The 18,777-nt window shown below is 71.9% G+C and carries 14 protein-coding genes; 8 read left to right on the top strand and 6 right to left on the bottom strand.

Features of this window, described 5'->3' with window-relative positions; translation table 11 throughout:
* The first annotated feature begins 15 nt into the window (after positions 1 to 15).
* From ACZ592_RS27165 to ACZ592_RS27155, 3 genes are all read left to right on the top strand, one after another.
* The gene (locus tag ACZ592_RS27165) at positions 16 to 213 is read left to right on the top strand and encodes a MerR family transcriptional regulator (RefSeq protein ID WP_471073732.1); all 198 of its coding nucleotides are present in this window, start codon (positions 16 to 18) and stop codon (positions 211 to 213) included.
* A gap of 135 nt (positions 214 to 348) precedes the next feature.
* Positions 349 to 663 carry a heavy-metal-associated domain-containing protein gene (locus ACZ592_RS27160; protein WP_471584252.1) on the top strand — a complete coding sequence of 105 codons (315 nt, stop codon included), beginning with the start codon at positions 349 to 351 and terminating at the stop codon, positions 661 to 663.
* A 121-nt stretch (positions 664 to 784) separates the two neighbouring features.
* Positions 785 to 3,136: a heavy metal translocating P-type ATPase gene (locus ACZ592_RS27155; protein ID WP_471584251.1), complete on the top strand. Its 2,352-nt coding sequence runs from the start codon at positions 785 to 787 to the stop codon at positions 3,134 to 3,136.
* 412 nt (positions 3,137 to 3,548) lie between these two features.
* On the opposite strand, the gene ACZ592_RS27150 is transcribed toward ACZ592_RS27155, so the two are convergent.
* Together ACZ592_RS27150 and recD2 are read right to left on the bottom strand one after the other, a co-directional pair.
* Complete coding sequence (locus ACZ592_RS27150) at positions 3,549 to 4,847, bottom strand: citrate synthase (RefSeq protein WP_471584250.1); 1,299 nt, start codon at positions 4,845 to 4,847, stop codon at positions 3,549 to 3,551.
* A gap of 133 nt (positions 4,848 to 4,980) precedes the next feature.
* Complete coding sequence (gene recD2, locus ACZ592_RS27145; protein WP_471584249.1) at positions 4,981 to 7,287, bottom strand: SF1B family DNA helicase RecD2; 2,307 nt, start codon at positions 7,285 to 7,287, stop codon at positions 4,981 to 4,983.
* A 339-nt stretch (positions 7,288 to 7,626) separates the two neighbouring features.
* Between recD2 and ACZ592_RS27140 the strand changes: the two genes are divergently transcribed.
* Positions 7,627 to 8,163, top strand: coding sequence for a DUF937 domain-containing protein (locus tag ACZ592_RS27140; protein WP_471584248.1), 537 nt, complete (start codon positions 7,627 to 7,629; stop codon positions 8,161 to 8,163).
* A gap of 83 nt (positions 8,164 to 8,246) precedes the next feature.
* Here ACZ592_RS27140 and ACZ592_RS27135 read toward each other — a convergent pair whose 3' ends face one another.
* From ACZ592_RS27135 to ACZ592_RS27125, 3 genes are read right to left on the bottom strand one after another with little or no spacing between them, the layout of a single operon-like run.
* Positions 8,247 to 9,107, bottom strand: a complete 861-nt coding sequence (locus ACZ592_RS27135; RefSeq protein WP_471584247.1) for a sugar phosphate isomerase/epimerase family protein — start codon at positions 9,105 to 9,107, stop codon at positions 8,247 to 8,249.
* A complete protein-coding gene (locus tag ACZ592_RS27130; RefSeq protein WP_471584246.1) occupies positions 9,104 to 10,267 on the bottom strand; it encodes a dihydrodipicolinate synthase family protein in 1,164 nt (387 codons plus the stop codon). Before ACZ592_RS27130 ends, ACZ592_RS27135 begins: the two co-directional genes overlap by 4 nt.
* On the bottom strand, positions 10,264 to 11,421 hold the full coding sequence (locus ACZ592_RS27125) for a Gfo/Idh/MocA family protein (RefSeq protein WP_471584245.1): 1,158 nt from the start codon (positions 11,419 to 11,421) through the stop codon (positions 10,264 to 10,266). The genes ACZ592_RS27130 and ACZ592_RS27125 overlap by 4 nt, the downstream gene beginning before the upstream one ends.
* 134 nt (positions 11,422 to 11,555) lie before the next feature.
* On the opposite strand from ACZ592_RS27125, the gene ACZ592_RS27120 reads away from it, so the two are divergent.
* The 4 genes from ACZ592_RS27120 (at position 11,556) to ACZ592_RS27105 (ending at position 17,107) form a co-directional block, all read left to right on the top strand.
* Positions 11,556 to 12,599, top strand: coding sequence for a LacI family DNA-binding transcriptional regulator (locus ACZ592_RS27120; RefSeq protein ID WP_471584244.1), 1,044 nt, complete (start codon positions 11,556 to 11,558; stop codon positions 12,597 to 12,599).
* 207 nt (positions 12,600 to 12,806) lie between these two features.
* Positions 12,807 to 13,607, top strand: a complete 801-nt coding sequence (locus ACZ592_RS27115) for a sugar phosphate isomerase/epimerase family protein (protein ID WP_471584406.1) — start codon at positions 12,807 to 12,809, stop codon at positions 13,605 to 13,607.
* 810 nt (positions 13,608 to 14,417) lie between these two features.
* Positions 14,418 to 16,313, top strand: a complete 1,896-nt coding sequence (locus ACZ592_RS27110) for a glycoside hydrolase family 3 protein (RefSeq protein WP_471584405.1) — start codon at positions 14,418 to 14,420, stop codon at positions 16,311 to 16,313.
* A 113-nt stretch (positions 16,314 to 16,426) separates the two neighbouring features.
* Positions 16,427 to 17,107 (top strand): hypothetical protein, encoded by a 681-nt coding sequence (locus ACZ592_RS27105; RefSeq protein WP_471584243.1) that lies wholly within the window; start codon positions 16,427 to 16,429, stop codon positions 17,105 to 17,107.
* Between the two features lie 118 nt (positions 17,108 to 17,225).
* Here the strand turns inward: ACZ592_RS27105 and ACZ592_RS27100 are convergent, their stop codons facing one another.
* Complete coding sequence (locus ACZ592_RS27100) at positions 17,226 to 18,692, bottom strand: aminopeptidase (protein WP_471584242.1); 1,467 nt, start codon at positions 18,690 to 18,692, stop codon at positions 17,226 to 17,228.
* Between the last annotated feature and the right edge of the window lie 85 nt (positions 18,693 to 18,777).

Raw genomic sequence — 18,777 nt, 5'->3', positions numbered from 1 at the left:
AGGGAGGTGCCACCGATGACCGACCGCAGGCTCTGGTCGTACAAGGAGATCGCCGCGCACATCCGGGTGCAGCCCGACACCGTGCGCTCCTACCGCAAGCACGGACTGCTCCCCGACCCCGACCACGTGGAGGGCGGCAAGCCCTACTGGTACGCGGACACCATCCGCACGTGGGTCGCGGCCCGTCCCGGCAACCGGGGCCGCAGAGGCTGACGTCGCGGCCCCACCTCGTTGAGAAATACCCCCTAGGGGTATAGTCTCGGGTGTGCCAGGAGGTCACCGGGACTCCGGGGCCCCCTCCCGCACGCTACGCCGCATACGTACACATCCCTCCCCGAGGAGAACGACATGAGCGCCCAGACCGAGCTCCCGCAGGCCGAGACGTCCGGTTCCTGCTGTTCCCCCAGCGGTTCCTGCCACTCCGGGTCCGCCGAGGCCCCACAGGGCGCCGTCACCACCATGTACGAGGTCACGGGGATGACCTGCGGGCACTGCGAGGGCGCCGTGTCCGACGAGATCTCGGAGATCGCGGGCGTCAGCTCCGTCAAGGCCGTCGCCTCGACGGGACAGGTGACCGTGGTCTCCGAGGCCGCCCTCGACGAGGACGCCGTGCGCGCCGCCGTCGACGAGGCGGGCTACGAGCTCGTCGGCGTCAAGGCCTGAACCCCGCCCGCGGCCGCGGTGTCCGACCGGCCGTCCGCCGGGTACCCCGGGCCCTGAGGTGTCGGCGCCGACACCTCAGGGCCCGGCGCCGTCCCACCACCCCGGAAGCCACGAAAGAGCCATGACGGAAGTCTCCAGCGCCACGAAAGCCCCCGACGCCCCGGCCGAAACCTCCGCGGTGGAACTCGCCGTCGGCGGCATGACCTGCGCCTCCTGCTCGTCCCGCATCGAGAAGAAGCTGAACCGCGTGGAGGGCGTGACCGCCACGGTCAACCTCGCCACGGAGAAGGCCAAGGTCGAGTACGCCGACGGGGTCGAGATCGCCCAGCTGATCGCCCTCGTCGAGAAGCTGGGCTACACCGCCGAGGAGATCGTCCCGCCCGCGCCCGACCCGGACGACGGCCCCGCGGCCCCCACCACCGCCGACATCACCGAGCCCGACACCCTGCGGCAGCGCCTGACCGTCTCCGCGGTCCTCGCGCTGCCCGTCGTGCTGCTCGCGATGGTCCCCGCCCTGCAGTTCGACTTCTGGCAGTGGCTCTCGCTGACGCTGGCCGCGCCCGTCGTCGTCTGGGGCGGACTGCCCTTCCACCGGGCGGCGTTCACCAACCTCCGGCACGGGGCCGCGACCATGGACACCCTCGTCTCCGTCGGCACCCTCGCCGCCTTCGGCTGGTCGCTGTGGGCGCTGTTCGTCGGGGACGCCGGGATGCCCGGCATGCGGCACGGCTTCGACTTCACGGTCGCGCCGGGCGACGGCGCCTCGACCATCTACCTCGAAGTCGCCGCGGGCGTCGTCACGTTCATCCTGCTCGGGCGCTGGCTGGAGGCCCGCTCCAAGCGGACGGCGGGCTCGGCGCTGCGCGCCCTGCTCGAACTGGGCGCCAAGGACGTGGCGGTGCTGCGGGACGGCACGGAGGTCCGGGTGCCGGTCGGGCGGCTGGCCGTCGGGGATCGTTTCGTCGTACGTCCCGGGGAGACCGTCGCGACCGACGGCACCGTCGTCGAGGGCTCCTCCGCCGTCGACGCCGCCATGCTGACCGGCGAGTCCGTGCCGGTCGACGTGGCCGCCGGCGCTGCCGTGACCGGCGGCACCGTGAACGTCGCGGGGCGCCTGGTGGTGCGGGCGACCCGGGTCGGCTCGGACACCTCACTGGCGCGGATGGCGCGCCTGGTCGAGGACGCGCAGACCGGCAAGGCCCAGGTGCAGCGCCTCGCCGACCGGATCGCCGGGGTCTTCGTGCCGGTGGTGCTGCTCATCGCGATCGGCACGCTCGGCGGCTGGCTGGGCGCCACGGGCGACGTGACCGCCGCGTTCACCGCCGCCGTCGCCGTCCTGATCATCGCCTGCCCCTGCGCGCTCGGCCTCGCGACGCCGACGGCCCTGATGGTCGGCACGGGCCGCGGCGCCCAGCTCGGCATCCTCATCAAGGGCCCCGAGGTCCTGGAGTCCACGCGCCGCGTCGACACCGTCGTCCTGGACAAGACGGGGACGGTGACGACGGGACGCATGGAGCTGACGGACGTGCACACCGTCGCCGTCGCCGGGGACACGGGAGACGCGGGAGATTCGGGAGACGCGGGAGGCACGGAGGGCTCCCTGGAGGAGCGGCGGTTGCTGCGGCTCGCGGGCGCCCTGGAGCACGCCTCCGAGCATCCGGTGGCCCGCGCGGTCGCGGCGGGCGCCGCCGGCCGCCTCGGCATCGCCGCCGGGGAGTTGCCGACGCCGGAACGGTTCGAGAACGTCGCGGGGTCCGGGGTGCGCGGCACGGTGGAGGGGCACGAGGTGCTCGTCGGCCGGGAGCGGCTCCTCGCGGACGCCGGGGTGAGCGGACTCGACGCCGTGGCCCGGCTCAGGGACGCCGCGCAGGCCGCGGGGCGCACGGCGGTCCTGGTGGCCTGGGACGGCGCCGCACGCGGCGTCCTGGCCGTCGCGGACGCCGTGAAGGAGACGAGCCCCGAGGCGGTCCGCGAGCTGCGCGCGCTCGGCCTCACCCCCGTGCTGCTCACCGGCGACAACCAGGCCGTCGCCGGGACGGTCGCCCGCGCGGTCGGCATCGACGAGGACGCCGTGTTCGCGGAGGTCCTGCCGCAGGACAAGGTCGACGTCGTACGGCGGCTGCAGGGCGAGGGCAAGGTCGTGGCGATGGTCGGGGACGGCGTGAACGACGCCGCCGCGCTCGCCACCGCCGATCTGGGCCTGGCGATGGGCACCGGCACGGACGCGGCCATCGAGGCGAGCGACCTGACACTGGTGCGCGGGGACTTGCGGGTGGCGGCCGACGCCATCAGGCTCTCCCGGAAGACCCTCGCCACCATCAAGGGCAACCTCTTCTGGGCCTTCGGCTACAACGTCGCCGCGCTGCCGCTCGCCGCGGCCGGTCTGCTGAACCCGATGATCGCCGGCGCCGCGATGGCGTTCTCCTCGGTCTTCGTGGTCACGAACAGCCTGCGGCTGAGGACATTCACATAACCCCTTCACAAGGCCGTTTCAGCATCCTCACCCGCGTCACAGAATTCCCATATGGCAGGTCTTGCGCATGTACGCGACATATGCAAGAGACGCAGATCACACTGATTCACACGTAACCATTGGGGGAAGTCGCGAGTCTAATGGGGCGATGCAGGAAGATGTCTTGGGGGACGTCTTCCGACATCAGGGGACATCTTGGGGGATGTTTCCTGGAAATTGCGTTGCCGGGGCACGTGCACCGGGGAGCTTTGAGCGGCCCTCCCGTACGTACGCGTCCCGGCAGACCGCAGGGCAACCACAGACGCCCGGCCGGATCCCGTGGGGGGAATCCGCACCGGGAAAAAGGGAAGCGCCCCGACCGTCGACCCGTGGGGGGATCGGCGGCGGGGCGCTTTCCGCTATGTGCGCGCTGTCAGCGGCCCTCGACCGGCACGAAGTCCCGGAGGACCTCGCCCGTGTAGATCTGGCGCGGGCGGCCGATGCGGGAGCCCGGCTCCTTGATCATCTCGTGCCACTGGGCGATCCAGCCCGGGAGACGGCCGAGCGCGAAGAGCACGGTGAACATCTCGGTCGGGAAGCCCATGGCCCGGTAGATGAGGCCGGTGTAGAAGTCGACGTTCGGGTAGAGCTTGCGCTCGACGAAGTAGTCGTCGGCCAGCGCGTGCTCCTCCAGCTTGAGCGCGATGTCGAGCAGCTCGTCGGACTTGCCGAGGGCCGAGAGGACGTCGTGCGCCGCCGCCTTGATGATCTTCGCCCGGGGGTCGAAGTTCTTGTAGACGCGGTGCCCGAAGCCCATGAGCTTCACGCCGTCTTCCTTGTTCTTCACCTTGCGGATGAAGGTGTCGACGTCGCCGCCGGAGGCCTGGATGCCTTCCAGCATCTCCAGGACCGACTGGTTGGCGCCACCGTGCAGCGGGCCCCACAGGGCCGAGATGCCGGCGGAGATCGAGGCGAACATGTTCGCCTGCGAGGAGCCGACCAGACGCACGGTGGAGGTCGAACAGTTCTGCTCGTGGTCCGCGTGCAGGATCAGGAGCTTGTCGAGCGCGGAGACCACGACCGGGTCCAGCTCGTACTCGGCGGCGGGCACCGAGAAGGTCATGCGCAGGAAGTTCTCGACGTAGCCGAGGTCGTTGCGCGGGTAGACGACCGGGTGGCCCTGCGACTTCTTGTACGCGTAGGCCGCGATCGTCGGAAGCTTGGCGAGAAGGCGGATCGTCGAGAGGTGACGCTGCTTCTCGTCGAACGGGTTGTGGCTGTCCTGGTAGAACGTCGACAGCGCGCTGACCACGGACGACAGCATGGCCATCGGGTGGGCGTCACGCGGGAAGCCGTCGTAGAACCGCTTGACGTCCTCGTGCAGCAGGGTGTGCTGCGTGATCTCGTTCTTGAAGGTGGAGAGCTCGTCGACCTTCGGCAGTTCGCCGTTGATCAGCAGGTACGCCACCTCGGTGAAGGTGGAGCGCTCCGCCAGCTGCTCGATCGGGTAGCCGCGGTACCGGAGGATGCCCTGCTCACCGTCGAGATAGGTGATGGCGGATTTATAGGCGGCGGTGTTGCCGTAGCCGCTGTCCAGGGTCACCAGACCGGTCTGGGCGCGGAGCTTCCCGATGTCGAAGCCCTTGTCGCCCACGGTCGACTCGATCACCGGGTAGGTGTACTCGTCGTCGCCGTACCGCAGTACTACACCGTTGTTAGCGTTCTCGCTCACGTCATCCCTCACCGACGTTGTGCCTCTTCTTCGAGGTGCCCTGACTGTCTCTACCATCCCCCATTTGGCCCTGGAGAGTGCACTCGGGGTCGACCATTGGGCCAATTGGCGGCACTCAGTGCCGCCAACCTGCTCATCCTGCCCCCTTCGCCCCGGTTCCGGAAGTCCTGTGTGACGTTTCCGACTCGTTTGATCGATCAAAACGGCCGGGACCTGCTCCGCGACGCCCGGAAAGCCGGAAATCCAGGGCCGTACAGCGTCTGCCCGCGGAGACCGTCCGTACCGCCTGCCCCAGAGCCTTGCGCGAACCGACCAGAACGACCAGCCTCTTGGCGCGGGTCACCGCGGTGTAGAGCAGATTCCGCTGCAGCATCATCCAGGCCCCGGTGGTGACCGGGATCACGACCGCCGGGTATTCACTGCCCTGGGAGCGGTGGATCGTCACGGCGTAGGCGTGCGCGAGCTCGTCCAGTTCGTCGAAGTCGTACGGGACTTCCTCGTCCTCGTCGGTACGGACGGTCAGCCGCTGCTCGTCCGGGTCCAGGGCGGTGACGACGCCCACCGTGCCGTTGAAGACGCCGTTCTGCCCCTTCTCGTAGTTGTTGCGGATCTGGGTGACCTTGTCGCCGACGCGGAACACCCGGCCGCCGAACCGCTTCTCGGGCAGGTCGGGCCTGGCGGGCGTGATGGCCTGCTGGAGGAGGCCGTTGAGGTTGCCCGCGCCGGCCGGGCCGCGGTGCATGGGGGCGAGCACCTGCACGTCGCGGCGCGGGTCGAGGCCGAACTTCTTGGGGATGCGGTGCGCGGCGACGTCCACCGTCACGCGGCCCGCGTTCTCGGTCTCCTCCTCGACGAACAGGAAGAAGTCCTTCATGCCCTGGGTGATGGGCGGGACACCGGAGTTGATGCGGTGGGCGTTGGTGACGACGCCGGACTCCTGGGCCTGCCGGAAGATCCGGGTGAGGCGGACGGCGGGGATCGGGCTGCCGTCGCTGAGCAGGTCGCGCAGCACCTCGCCGGCGCCGACGCTGGGCAGCTGGTCCACGTCGCCGACGAAGAGGAGGTGCGCGCCGGGCGGCACGGCCTTCACCAGCTTGTTGGCGAGCAGGAGGTCGAGCATCGAGGCCTCGTCGACGACGACCAGATCGGCGTCGAGCGGCCGCTCCTTGTCGTACGCAGCGTCTCCCCCGGGCTTCAGTTCGAGCAGGCGGTGCACCGTGGAGGCCTCCGCGCCGGTGAGCTCGGCGAGGCGCTTGGCGGCGCGCCCGGTGGGGGCGGCGAGGACGACCTTGGCCTTCTTGGCGCGGGCGAGCTCGACGACTGAGCGGACCGTGAAGGACTTGCCGCAGCCGGGACCGCCGGTCAGGACGGCGACCTTCTGGGTCAGGGCGAGCCGGACCGCCTCCTCCTGCTCGGGCGCGAGCGCGGCGCCCGTGCGGGCGGCGAGCCAGGGCAGGGCCTTGTCCCAGGCGACGCCCTGGAAGGCGGGCATGCGGTCGTCACCCGTCCGCAGGAGACGCAACAGCTGTGCCGCGAGCGACAGTTCGGCGCGGTGGAAGGGCACGAGGTAGACGGCGGCGATGTCGTCGCCGCCGTCCGGGTCGGGGAGCGGCTCGCGGACGACGCCCTCCTCCTCCCCGGCCAGTTCGGCCAGGCAGTCGATGACGAGGCCCGTGTCGACCTGGAGGAGCTTCACCGCGTCGGCGATGAGGCGCTCCTCGGGGAGGTAGCAGTTGCCCTGGTCGGTGGATTGCGAAAGGGCGTACTGCAGACCGGCCTTGACGCGCTCCGGGCTGTCGTGCGGGATGCCGACGGACTGGGCGATGCGGTCGGCGGTGAGGAAGCCGATGCCCCAGACGTCGGCGGCGAGGCGGTAGGGCTCGTTCTTCACGACGGAGATCGAGGCGTCGCCGTACTTCTTGTAGATGCGCACGGCGATGGAGGTGGAGACGCCGACTCCCTGGAGGAAGACCATGACCTCCTTGATGGCCTTCTGCTCCTCCCAGGCGGCGGCGATCAGCTTCGTCCGCTTGGGCCCGAGCCCGGGCACCTCCACCAGCCGCTTCGGCTCGGTCTCGATGACGTCGAGGGTGTCCACGCCGAAGTGGGTGGTGATCCGGTCGGCCATCACGGGTCCGATGCCCTTGATGAGGCCGGAGCCGAGGTAGCGGCGGATGCCCTGGATGGTGGCGGGCAGCACCGTCGTGTAGTTCTCGACGGTGAACTGCTTGCCGTACTGCGGGTGGGAGCCCCAGCGGCCCTGCATCCGCAGCGACTCGCCGGCCTGCGCGCCGAGCAGCGCGCCGACGACGGTGAGCAGGTCACCGGCGCCGCGTCCGGTGTCGACGCGCGCGACCGTGTACCCGGTCTCCTCATTGGCGTACGTGATGCGCTCGAGGACCCCCTCGAGCACCGCCGTCGTGGCAGCTGGACTCGACATGATCCGACGCTACCGCCCGGCACCGACAGCGCGGCCCGCGCCTGTGGACAACTTCGCCCGCGGACGCCGTCGCCCGTGGGCAACTTCGCCTGCGAACACCCCGGTGAACACCTTCGAAGGGGCCCGGTCCACAGACCGGGCCCCTTCGGGTTCCCCTCCCCTGCCAGAACTCGCGATCCCCCCGGATCCCCCGGATCCCCCCAGATCCTGGTTCCCCCCTCATAAGCTCTGACGCCCAATACGACACACGTGGTGCCCGAAGGGTTGCACGGCGTTGCCCACGAATTTTTCGACGGCTTCCAGGTGCTGACAAAGCGGGGCAGACGTAGCGTTTGACGCATGAGTGAAGATTCCCAGTCCTTCGAGCAGGACGTGCTGAACGAGCTCGGCGACGACAGGCTCCAGGAGATCGCGGGTCTGCTCGGAACGGACGCCTCCGGAGCCCAGGACGTCGTGGGCACCACGGTGTCCGCGCTCTCCGGCGACCTCCAGGGAAAGGCGGCCGACCCCGCCGAGGCCGACGAGGTGCGGCAGGCGATCGACGAGGTCGGCGCCGCCGGGCCCGCTCCGGGCGAGCAGCCCCTGCAAGGAGTGGCGGCCTTCGGCGGCCTCGGCGGCCTCGCGGCGGGCGGGATGATGTCCGGCGTCCTCGCGAAGATGAGCAGGCCGGTGGCGAACGCGGTCTCCAAGAAGACCGGCATCCCCGCACCGACGGTCACGCGCGTGATCGAGATGCTCATCCCCGTGGTGCTCGCGGTGCTCTCCAAGCGGGCGGCGAGCACGAAGACGGCCGGCGGCGCGGCCCCGAAGGGCTCCGCGTCCGCCTCCGGCGGCCTCGGCGACCTGCTCGGCCAGATCCTGGGCGGCAAGAAGTAGCGGCAGTCACGCCACGGGGCACGCGTACGGCGGGACCGCTCCGCACGCGTGTGGACTCCTCAGGCGTGCTCACTGCCCACTGCTCACGCGTGCGTGCGGAAGCGCTCCGCCGTCTCGCGCAGGACCTCGCCCCCGTCCCGCGCCCACAGCTCCTCGTTGAAGATCTCGACCTCGACCGGCCCGTCGTGTCCCGCGGCCTCGACGAGCGCGCGGAAGGCCCGGAAGTCCACACTGCCGTCGCCGAGCTGTCCGCGCCCGAGCAGCACGCCCGCGGGCAACGGCGTGATCCAGTCGGCCAGTTGGAAGGCGTGCAGCCGGCCGCCCTCCCCCGCCCGCGCGATCTGCGCGGGCGCCCGGTCGTCCCACCAGACGTGGTACGTGTCCACGACCACGCCGACCTGCCGCGCGGGGAAGCGTTCCGCGAGGTCGAGGGCCTGGCCGAGGGTGGAGACCACGCAGCGGTCCGAGGCGAACATCGGGTGCAGCGGCTCGATGGCGAGGCGCACGCCCCGCTCCTCGGCATAGGGCCCGAGGACGGCGAGTGCCTCCGCGACGCGCTCGCGCGCGCCCGCCAGGTCCTTGCTGCCGTGCGGCAGGCCGCCCGAGACCAGGACCAGGGTGTCCGTGCCGAGCGCCGCCGCCTCGTCGACCGCCGCGCGGTTGTCGTCGAGGGCACGCGCGCGTGCCGCCTCGTCGATGTCCGTGAAGAAGCCGCCCCGGCACAGGCTCGTCACCGTGAGCCCGGCGTCCCGCATCAGGCGTGCGGTGCGCTCGACCCCGTACTCCTGGACCGGCGCCCGCCACAGACCGACCGAACCGATGCCCTCCTTGACGCAGCCCTCGGCGAGTTCGGGGAGCGACCACTGCTTGATGGTCTCCTGGTTGATGCTCAGCCGCGACAACGGGACGGGGCTCGGCGGTGCGGGGCTCGGCGGAACGGTCACTGGGGCACTCCGTGGACGGTGAGCAGGGAGCGCATGCGGGCGGCCGCGAGCGCCGGGTCGGGGAACAGGCCGAGGCCGTCGGCCAGCTCGTAGGCGCGGGCCAGGTGCGGCAGCGAGCGGGCCGACTGCAGGCCGCCGACCATGGTGAAGTGCGACTGGTGCCCGGCCAGCCAGGCCAGCAGCACGACGCCGGTCTTGTAGTAGCGGGTCGGGCTCTGGAAGAGGTGGCGGGACAGCTCCACGGTGGGGTCGAGGAGTGCGCGGAAGCCCTTCGCGTCCCCGGTGTCCAGGATCCGCACGGCCTCGGCGGCGACCGGGCCCAGCGGGTCGAAGATGCCGAGCAGCGCGTGGCTGAAGCCCCGGTCGTCCCCGGCGATCAGCTCGGGGTAGTTGAAGTCGTCGCCCGTGTAGCAGCGCACCCCCTTCGGCAGGCGGCGGCGCAGGGCGATCTCTCGGTCGGCGTCCAGGAGCGAGACCTTGATGCCGTCGACCTTGTCGGGGTGGGCGGCGATCACCTCCAGGAAGGTGTCCGTGGCCGCGTCCAGGTCGGCCGAGCCCCAGTAGCCCTCCAGGGCGGGGTCGAACATCGGGCCGAGCCAGTGCAGGATCACCGGCTCCCGCGCCTGGCGCAGGAGGTGGCCGTACGTCTCCAGGTAGTCCTCCGGCGACGTCGCCGCGGCGGCGAGGGCGCGTGAGGCCATCAGGATCGCCCGGGCACCCACGGACTCGACGAGGGCCAGCTGCTCCTCGTACGCGCCCCTGACGTCCGTCAGGGAGGCGGGAAGGGCCAGTTGGTCGGTCCCCACGCCGCACGCGACGCGCCCGCCGACGGCCTTGGCCTCCGCGGCCGAGCGGCGGATCAGCTCGGCCGCGCCCGCCCAGTCCAGGCCCATGCCGCGCTGGGCGGTGTCCATGGCCTCGGCGACGCCGAGGCCGTGCGACCAGAGGTGGCGGCGGAAGGCGAGGGTGGCGTCCCAGTCGACGGCGGCGGGGCCGTCCGGCGAGACGTCCGCCAACGGGTCGGCGACCACGTGGGCGGCCGAATAGACGACGCGGGAGGTGAGCGGGGGCCCGCCGGCGGCCGTGCGCGGCGGCTCGCTCCTGGGGCGGTACGCGCGCGTGGCGCCCCCCGCGGCGGGCAGCAGGACGGTGGTGCTCACAGTGCGATCTCCGGTACGTCGATGCGGCGGCCCTCCGCGGAGGACTTCAGGCCCAGTTCGGCGAGCTGCACGCCGCGCGCGCCCGCGAGAAGGTCCCAGTGGTAGGGCGCGTCCGCGTAGACGTGCTTGAGGAAGAGCTCCCACTGCGCCTTGAAGCCGTTGTCGAAGCCGTCGTCCTCGTTGTCGGGGACCTCCTGCCACTGGTCGCGGAAGGCGTGGGTGGCGGGCAGGTCCGGGTTCCAGACCGGCTTGGGCGTCGCGCTGCGGTGCTGGACGCGGCAGTTGCGCAGCCCGGCGACGGCGGAGCCCTCGGTGCCGTCGACCTGGAACTCCACGAGCTCGTCGCGGTTGACGCGCACCGTCCAGGAGGAGTTGATCTGCGCGACGGCGCCGCCGTCCAGCTCGAAGATGCCGTACGCGGCGTCGTCGGCGGTGGCGTCGTAGGGCTTGTCGCCCTCGTCCCAGCGCTGCGGGATGTGCGTGGCGGTGAGCGCCTGGACGCTGCGCACCCGGCCGAACAGCTCGTGCAGGACGTACTCCCAGTGCGGGAACATGTCGACGACGATGCCGCCGCCGTCCTCGCTGCGGTAGTTCCAGGACGGGCGCTGGGCGGGCTGCCAGTCGCCCTCGAAGACCCAGTAGCCGAACTCGCCGCGCACCGACAGGATGCGGCCGAAGAAGCCGCCGTCGATCAGCCGCTTCAGCTTGAGCAGCCCCGGCAGAAAGAGCTTGTCCTGGACGACGCCGTGCTTGATGCCCGCACGCTCGGCGAGCCGGGCGAGTTCGAGGGCGGAGTCCAGGCCGGTGGCGGTCGGCTTCTCGGTGTAGACGTGCTTGCCCGCGGCGATGGCCCGCTTGATGGCGTCCTCGCGGGCCGAGGTGACCTGCGCGTCGAAGTAGATGTCGATGCCGGGGTCGGCGAGGACCGCGTCGAGGTCGGTCGAGACGTGTTCCAGGCCGTGCTGGGCGGCGAGCGCGCGCAGCGCGTGCTCGCGGCGGCCGACGAGGACGGGCTCGGGCCACAGCACGGTTCCGTCGCCCAGATCCAGCCCGCCCTCTGCGCGCAGGGCGAGGATCGAGCGGACCAGGTGCTGGCGGTGACCCATGCGTCCGGTGACGCCGTTCATGGCGATGCGCACGGTCTTGCGTGTCACGAAAGTCCCTCCGTAGCTGCGTAGCAAGCGCTTTCTATCCAAGGGCAAGCTAGCCTGCCGGACAAGGTGGGGACAAGGGCTTCGGTCGAGGGCGTGGCGGAAGTCGACGAGACGGGTGACCGGAGGACGACGAGATGACCGTGACCCTGGCGGACGTGGCGGCACGCGCGCAGGTCTCCCCCGCCACCGTCTCCCGCGTGCTGAACGGCAACTACCCCGTGGCCGCGGCCACCCGCGAACGCGTCCTGCGCGCCGTGGACGACCTCGACTACGTCCTGAACGGCCCCGCGAGCGCGCTCGCCGCCGCCACCTCCGACCTGGTCGGCATCCTCGTGAACGACATCGCCGACCCCTTCTTCGGGATCATGGCCGGCGCGGTGCAGTCGGAGATCGGCGGGCCCGGCGGGCGGGCCGGCGGCGAACGCATGGCCGTCGTCTGCAACACCGGCGGCTCCCCCGAGCGCGAACTCACCTACCTCACGCTCCTTCAGCGCCAACGCGCCGCCGCCGTGATCCTCACCGGCGGCGCGATCGAGGACGCCGGGCACGCCGCCGCGATCGCCGGGAAGCTGCGGCGCCTCGCCGAGGCGGGCACGCGGGTCGTGCTGTGCGGGCGGCCGCCGTCGCCGGACACCGAGGCGGTGGCGCTCACGTTCGACAACCGGGGCGGCGGGCAGCAGTTGACGGAACACCTGCTCGGCCTCGGGCACCGCCGCGTCGGCTACATCGCGGGCCCCGAGGAGCGCACGACCACCAGGCACCGCCTGGAGGGCCACCGCGCCGCACTCGCCGCGCGCGGCGTCGAGGACGACCCCGCGCTGACGGTCCACGGCCCCTACGACCGTCGCTCCGGCTACGACGCGGCCGTCGAACTCCTGCGCCGCGCCCCCGACCTGACGGCCGTGGTCGCCGCCAACGACACGGTGGCCCTCGGCGCGTGCGCGGCCCTGCGCGACAAGGGCCTGCGCATCCCGGACGACGTGTCGGTGGCGGGCTTCGACGACCTCCCCTTCAGTATCGACGCCGTCCCCGCGCTGACGACGGTGCGCCTCCCCCTGCACGAGGCGGGTGCCCGCGCGGGCCGCATCGCCATGGGCAAGGAGAAGCCGCCGCCCGGCGGGGTGGCGACGGTGCACGGGGAGCTGATGGTGCGGGGGTCCACGGCGGGGCCTCGGTAGGGGGCGGTGGGGTGCCGCCTTGGTGGGGGCGGATGGCGGGGACCGCCTCGGACAGGGGTGGGCCCCGGCATGAGGCCACGGGTCCCCGGCCCGCACCGCTCGTTCGGCGCCGTCCTGGTGGGGCAGGACCGGCGGCTCCCGCTGCGCGAGCGGCCCGCCCGACGGCGCGGGCTTGACCACACCGGCATGCCGCCTACTGTCGGGACCATGAAATTCGCCTTCTCCACTCTCGGTGTACCCGGCCTGCCCCTTCCCGACGTGCTGCGACTCGCCACGGCCCACGGCTACCACGGCGTCGAGCTCCGCGCGCACCCCGAGGAGCCGGTGCACCCGGGGCTCGGGCTCGTGGAACGGGCCGACGTGGCCGCGGAGTTCAAGGCGGCGGGCGTCGAGATCCTCGGCATCGCCGGGTACGCGCAGGTGGCGGCGCCCGGCGACGACGAGCCCGTCCTGGAGGACATCCGGTCCCTCGTCACCCTCGCCCGCGACCTGGGCGCCCCCTTCGTCCGCGTCTTCCCCGGCGGCGGCGACGAGCAGAGCACGGACGAGGCCGACGCGACGGCCGCGCGGCGCCTCGGCACCGCCGCCCGGTACGCGGCCGACGCCGGCGTACGCATCCTCGTGGAGACCCACGACTCGCACCGCACGGGCGCCGACGTCACCCGCGTCCTCGGCACGGTCGGCCACCGCCAGGTCGGCGCGCTGTGGGACCTGATGCACACCTGGCTCGGCGGCGAATCGGTCACCGACACCTTCGCCGCCCTCTCCCCCTACCTCGGCTACGTGCAGGTCAAGGACATCGCCTCAGCCGACGACACGACACCGCTGGCCCTCGGGGCCGGGGTCCTGCCGCTCGCCGAGTGCGTGGCGCAGCTCGGCGCGGAGCACTGGGAGGGGTGGCTGTGCTGGGAGTACGAGAAGCGCTGGTACGAGGACGCGGCACCGCTGCCCGACCTGCTCGGCCCGGGCCACGAACTGCTGTCGCGCCTGGTGAACCGCTCGGCGTGACACCGCCGCCTTGGACGGTGCGGGGTGGGGGGCCTCCCTGCGCGGGCGGGTGCGGGTGTGTTGTGGCTGGTCGCGCAGTTCCCCGCGTGGGCTGGCCCCTGGGCCTTGGGCGGTGCGGGGTGGGTGGGTTCCTCCCTGCGTGGGCGGGTGCGGGTGTGTTGTGGCTGGTCGCGCAGTTCCCCGCGCCCCTAAAGACCACCCGCCGTTGCGGGCCGTGCTGCGTGGGCGGGTGCGGGTTGGTTGTGGCTTGTCGCGCAGTTCCCCGCGCCCCTAAAAGCCCACTCGCCCCTGCGGGGCTTATTCAGCACCGATGACCGGCAGTCGCACGCGCGCCGGAGGGGGCGCGGGGGTATGTGCGCACGGAGCACCGAGCGGACTGTGGCGTCTTTGTTCTTGAGGCGTGGCGCAGGGATAGCGAGTACGTACATACCCCCGCGACCCCGCCCCACGAACCGGACGGAAGGCGAACCCCACCCGCCCCAACTTCCGGAAATACGACGCGAGGCGGGAACCCGCCCGACCCCCCGCTCGTCCAACCGGCACGCTGCCGGTGAGTCTCCGCAAGGCGGTGTCGGCATCGCTGCTGGCTGCGAACGCTGACCACCCTCTCCGCCGCCTGCGGTCGGCAGCACGCCGTCACCGGTGCGCCCCCCTTCCACAGCGCCGGTGGCGGCCCTCCCTTGACCGGCAGAAATCTTCGGGATATCCGTAGCTCCTGAAAGTTTCCTCCGGCCCGCAGGAGCCCACGTGTCCCACCCCCACGACCGCGACGCAGACCGCGACCGCAGGCTCCGCGCCCTCATCGCCACCATGTCCCTTCAGGACAAGGTCGGCCAGCTCTTCGTGATGCACGTGTACGGCCACACCGCCACCGCCCCGGACCGGGCCGACATCGACACCAACCTCGAGGAACTCGGCGTACGGGATGCCGCCGAGCTCATCGCCCGCTACCGTCTCGGCGGCATCATCTACTTCGGCTGGGCCCACAACACCCGTACCCCGCACCAGATCGCGGACCTCTCCAACGGCATCCAGCGGGCCGCGACGGAAGCCGCCCTCCCCGTCCCCGTCCTGATCGCCGTGGACCAGGAGCACGGCGCCGTCGCCCGCATCGGCGCCCCCGCGACCCTCCTCCCCGGCGCCATGGCCCTCGGCGCCTCCGGCTCGCACGCGCACGCCCGCGAGGCCGCCCGCATCGCAGGCGCCGAGCTCCACGCCCTCGGCATCCGCCAGGACTACGCCCCGGACGCCGACGTGAACATCGACCCCGCCAACCCCGTCATCGGCGTACGCTCCTTCGGCGCCGACCCCGAAACCGTCGCCGGCTTCGTGGCGGCCCAGGTCGAGGGGTACCGGAGCGCGGGCCTCGCCACCGCGGCCAAGCACTTCCCGGGGCACGGCGACACGATGGACGACAGCCACACGGAGCTGCCGCACATCCACCACACCCGCGAGGAGTGGGACCGCCACGACGCCCCGCCGTTCCGCGCGGCGATCGCCGCGGGCGTCGACTCGGTCATGACCGCGCACATCGTGGTGCCCGCCCTGGACCCGTCCGGCGACCCCGCGACGCTCTCCCACCCGATCCTGACGGGGATCCTGCGCGGGGAGCTCGGCTTCGACGGCGTGATCGCCACGGACTCGCTGGCGATGCGCGGCGTACGGACGAAGTACGGGGACGACCGCGTGGCCGTGCTCGCGCTCAAGGCGGGCGTGGACCAGCTCCTGAACCCGCCGCGGCCGGAGGTCGCGTGGAACGCGGTGATCGAGGCGGTCGGCAGCGGCGAACTGACGGAGGACCGCATCGACGAGTCGGTCCTGCGCGTCCTGCGCATGAAGGCCGACGTGGGCCTCCTGGCCGAACTCCTGACCGGCGCGACCACCGGCGCGACCACCGGCACAGCCACCGGCGCAACCACCGCCACCGCCACCGCCACCACGACCGCCACCACGACCCCCGCCCTCGTGGACTCGACCGTCGGCACCCCCGCCCACCTCACCGCCGCCGACCGCATCGCGGAGGCAACGACCACCCTCCTGAGCAACCCCGACGGGCTCCTCCCGCTGTCCCCCGACACCCGCCCCGACGTCCTGGTCGTGGGCGCGGACCCGCGCTCGCCGTCGGGCACCACGGGCCCGCCGACCACCGTCCTCGCGGACACCCTGACCGGCCTCGGCTTCCGGGCGACGGCCCTGCCCACCGGGACGGCGCCCGACGGGACGACGATCGAGAAGGCGGTGTCAGCGGCCGAGGGCCGGGACGCGGTCCTCGTGGCGACGTACAACGTGACCACCCACGCCACCACCGCACAGGACAACACCCAGGCGGCCAACACCGACCTGGACACCACCACCGAGTCCGACACCGACACGAGCACCAGTGCCAGCACCAGCACCCATGCTCGCGCCCACCGGGCGACGGACCCGACCGGCGACGGCGACGGCCAGGCCGCCCTGGTCGAGGCGCTGAAGGCGACCGGCGTCCCCGTCGTCACGCTCGCGATCCGCAACCCGTACGACGTGGCGCACCTGCCCCCGGTCGACGCCGCCCTCGCCTCGTACTGCTGGACGGACGTCGAACTGCGCGCCGCCGCACGGGTGATCGCGGGCCGGGCCGCGCCCCAGGGGCGGCTGCCGGTGCCGGTACGGCGGGCGGAGGACCCGGCGCAGGTGCTGTACCCGATCGGGCACGGCCTGACGTACTGACCCGTACGCAGCACCCCGGGCACACGACCCCCAAGAGACCCAAAGCCCCCCGCACACCTGGCGTGCGCCCGCTTCGACGGGTCACGCTGGGTGCACGTGTCGGGGGGTTGGCCATGAATGCCTGCACCACAGGGTGGCCGCGTGCGGCCGTGTGGGTGTGCTGCACGCTGCTGCTCACCGTCACGCCGTCCCTGACAGGCTGCCAGAAGCCCGACACCTCGGGCTCCGGTCCACGTCCGGGTTCGGACCTGGGCGCGTCACGACGAACGTCCGACCGAACCACTCCCGCCGCCACGTCCCCCACCGGTTCCGGCACGGTGTTCCTCTCCGTCCGCGCGTGCAGTTCGCGGCGCGGGAAGGCGTTCACGGAGGTGCCGTGCGGCAGCGAGCGGGCGGCCGCGCGGGTCGTCGCGCGCTACGACGGCAAGGTCAGACAGGGCCCCTTGTGCCCCGCGCGCACGGACTTCGTGCTGCATATCAGCGAGAGCAGGCCGGCCGTCGACGAGAACGGCGACGGCGAGGTCCCGCAGGGCTACGCCTGCATGCGCAACCTGGAGCCGCCGCACCCCGGCGACCCCGGTCGCGGCGGCGGCCCGCGGACCGTCGTCGGGGACTGCGTGTACGGCGCGGGGCGCGGCGAGGTGCGGGAGACGGCCTGCGACGGCTCCGGCAAGCGGCGCCCCGAGTACCGCGTGACGTCGGCGGAGCGGGACCGGTCGGGCTGCGGGACCGCGACCGCGCTCTACGTGACGCTGGGCGGCGCGCGCCCGGTCGGGTGCGCGGCACGGGTCTGACGCACGGGTGTCACGACGGTGGAGGGGGCCGGCGCATCACCATCGCACCGGCCCCCTCACTTGACCTCGCCTCAGCTCACCTCAGCTCAATTCGCCTCGGCTCGGCTCGCTCACGCCGTCACGGCCGCAGCGTCATCTCCTTCTTCACGTCCCGCCGGTCCAGCTTCTTGTCGTACGGAGCCAGCGGCTCGTCCGACGGCGAGGACACCCCGGCCCATGTCTGGATCCGCTCCGTCGCCTTCGCCTTCTGGCCGGCGACGAGCTGCGAGACCGTCGCGCCGTGGTTCGCGCCGGGTGCGACGAAGACGTGGCTGTCGTGCTTGGCGCCGCGCGCGGGACGGAACTTCTCGGCGCCGTACGGGTCGTACTCGCCGTAGACGTACATCATCCGGTGCGCGTCGTGCCGCACCCACCGGTCCACGTCCTGCATCGCGTACGGCTTGAACTTCATCGGGATCTCGCGCGGCACGAAGTTCCGCGGCGGCTGGTACCCGTACCGGCTCAGGTCGCCGAGCCAGGGCTGCTTGATGGTGGGCGCGCCGAGCTCCGTGCCCGCCTGGTAGTAGTACGGCGTGTAGGGGGTGAGGCCCTGGTCGGCGTAGGAGGACCAGCCGCCCACCGAGTCGACGTAGTCGAAGAGCGCCTGGTCGGTCATGGTGGCCGCGTCCGGGATCTGCCCGCAGGCGGTGGCGGCGGGCTGGTACTGCCAGAAGCCCCACACGAGGTCCATGACGACCGCTTCGAAGGCCTTGTCCAGGGTGCCGACGGTCTTGAAGGTGTAGCCCTCGGTCCCGGCGAGGGCCGCGAGCTTCGCCGACAGCGGTTCCCTGCGGACCAGCGCCTCGCGCTGCACGGCCTGGATCCTGTCGCGGCACTCCTTGGTGCCGACGCGCGCGAGGAACCTGTCGTAGGCCGAGTCCTCCTTGTCGACGACGTCGTTGGGCGCCACGTAGGAGACGATGCCCGCCATGTCACGCGGGTAGAAGCGCTCGTAGTAGGTGGCCGTCATGCCGCCCTTGGAGATGCCGGTGGCCAGCCACTTCTTGCCGTAGATCGGCTTGAGCGCCTGGTAGATGCGGTGCTGGTCGGTGGCGGCCTGCCAGATGTCGAGCTTGGTCCAGTCGGCCGGCTCCGGGCGCGAGGGCGTGAAGAAGCGGTACTCCATGGAGATCTGGTTGCCGTCGACGATCTGTGTCGGCTCGCGGCGGCTGGGGCTCGTGGAGACGCTGTAGCCGCTGGTGTAGTACACCGTGGGGCGGCTGGTGTCCTTGTGCAGCACCGTCAGGCGCTGCTTGAAGGTGCCCTTGGACGGGTGCCGGTGGTCCACCGGCTGGGTGTAGTTGAGGACGAAGAACCGGTAGCCGGGATACGGCTTCTCCTCGATCAGGCTCATGCCGGGTATGGCGAGCAGCCTGTCCTTGATGTCAGTACTGGTACCGCTCGTGGTGCTGGTACCGCTCGTGGTGCTCTTGGTACTGGTGGTGCCCGGTTCCGCGGCTGTGGCCGCCCCGGACGTCGCTCCGGCCGCGCCCACCGTGCCTATCAGCACGACGAGCGACAGCACCCATCTGAGCGCCTTGCGCATGCACCCTCCCCTGTCGACACAGCAATGCCCCGGAACCTAACGGAGCAACTGGGTCCGCACCAGAGGGGAGTTGGCGGCGCCGCGG

It is taken from the genome of Streptomyces sp. NPDC040622, assembly GCF_055593965.1.
The sequence above is the reverse complement of the archived record's forward strand: the minus strand, read 5'-3'. Positions and strand labels throughout refer to the sequence as shown.

What these genes read in the sequence shown, in the direction of transcription:
- ACZ592_RS27165 (WP_471073732.1), top strand. Translation starts at nt 16, where the DNA reads ATGACCGACCGCAGGCTCTGGTCGTACAAGGAGATCGCCGCGCACATC.
- ACZ592_RS27160 (WP_471584252.1), top strand. Translation starts at nt 349, where the DNA reads ATGAGCGCCCAGACCGAGCTCCCGCAGGCCGAGACGTCCGGTTCCTGC.
- ACZ592_RS27155 (WP_471584251.1), top strand. Translation starts at nt 785, where the DNA reads ATGACGGAAGTCTCCAGCGCCACGAAAGCCCCCGACGCCCCGGCCGAA.
- recD2 (WP_471584249.1), bottom strand. Translation starts at nt 7,287, where the DNA reads ATGTCGAGTCCAGCTGCCACGACGGCGGTGCTCGAGGGGGTCCTCGAG.
- ACZ592_RS27140 (WP_471584248.1), top strand. Translation starts at nt 7,627, where the DNA reads ATGAGTGAAGATTCCCAGTCCTTCGAGCAGGACGTGCTGAACGAGCTC.
- ACZ592_RS27120 (WP_471584244.1), top strand. Translation starts at nt 11,556, where the DNA reads ATGACCGTGACCCTGGCGGACGTGGCGGCACGCGCGCAGGTCTCCCCC.
- ACZ592_RS27115 (WP_471584406.1), top strand. Translation starts at nt 12,807, where the DNA reads ATGAAATTCGCCTTCTCCACTCTCGGTGTACCCGGCCTGCCCCTTCCC.
- ACZ592_RS27110 (WP_471584405.1), top strand. Translation starts at nt 14,418, where the DNA reads ATGTCCCTTCAGGACAAGGTCGGCCAGCTCTTCGTGATGCACGTGTAC.
- ACZ592_RS27105 (WP_471584243.1), top strand. Translation starts at nt 16,427, where the DNA reads ATGAATGCCTGCACCACAGGGTGGCCGCGTGCGGCCGTGTGGGTGTGC.
- ACZ592_RS27100 (WP_471584242.1), bottom strand. Translation starts at nt 18,692, where the DNA reads ATGCGCAAGGCGCTCAGATGGGTGCTGTCGCTCGTCGTGCTGATAGGC.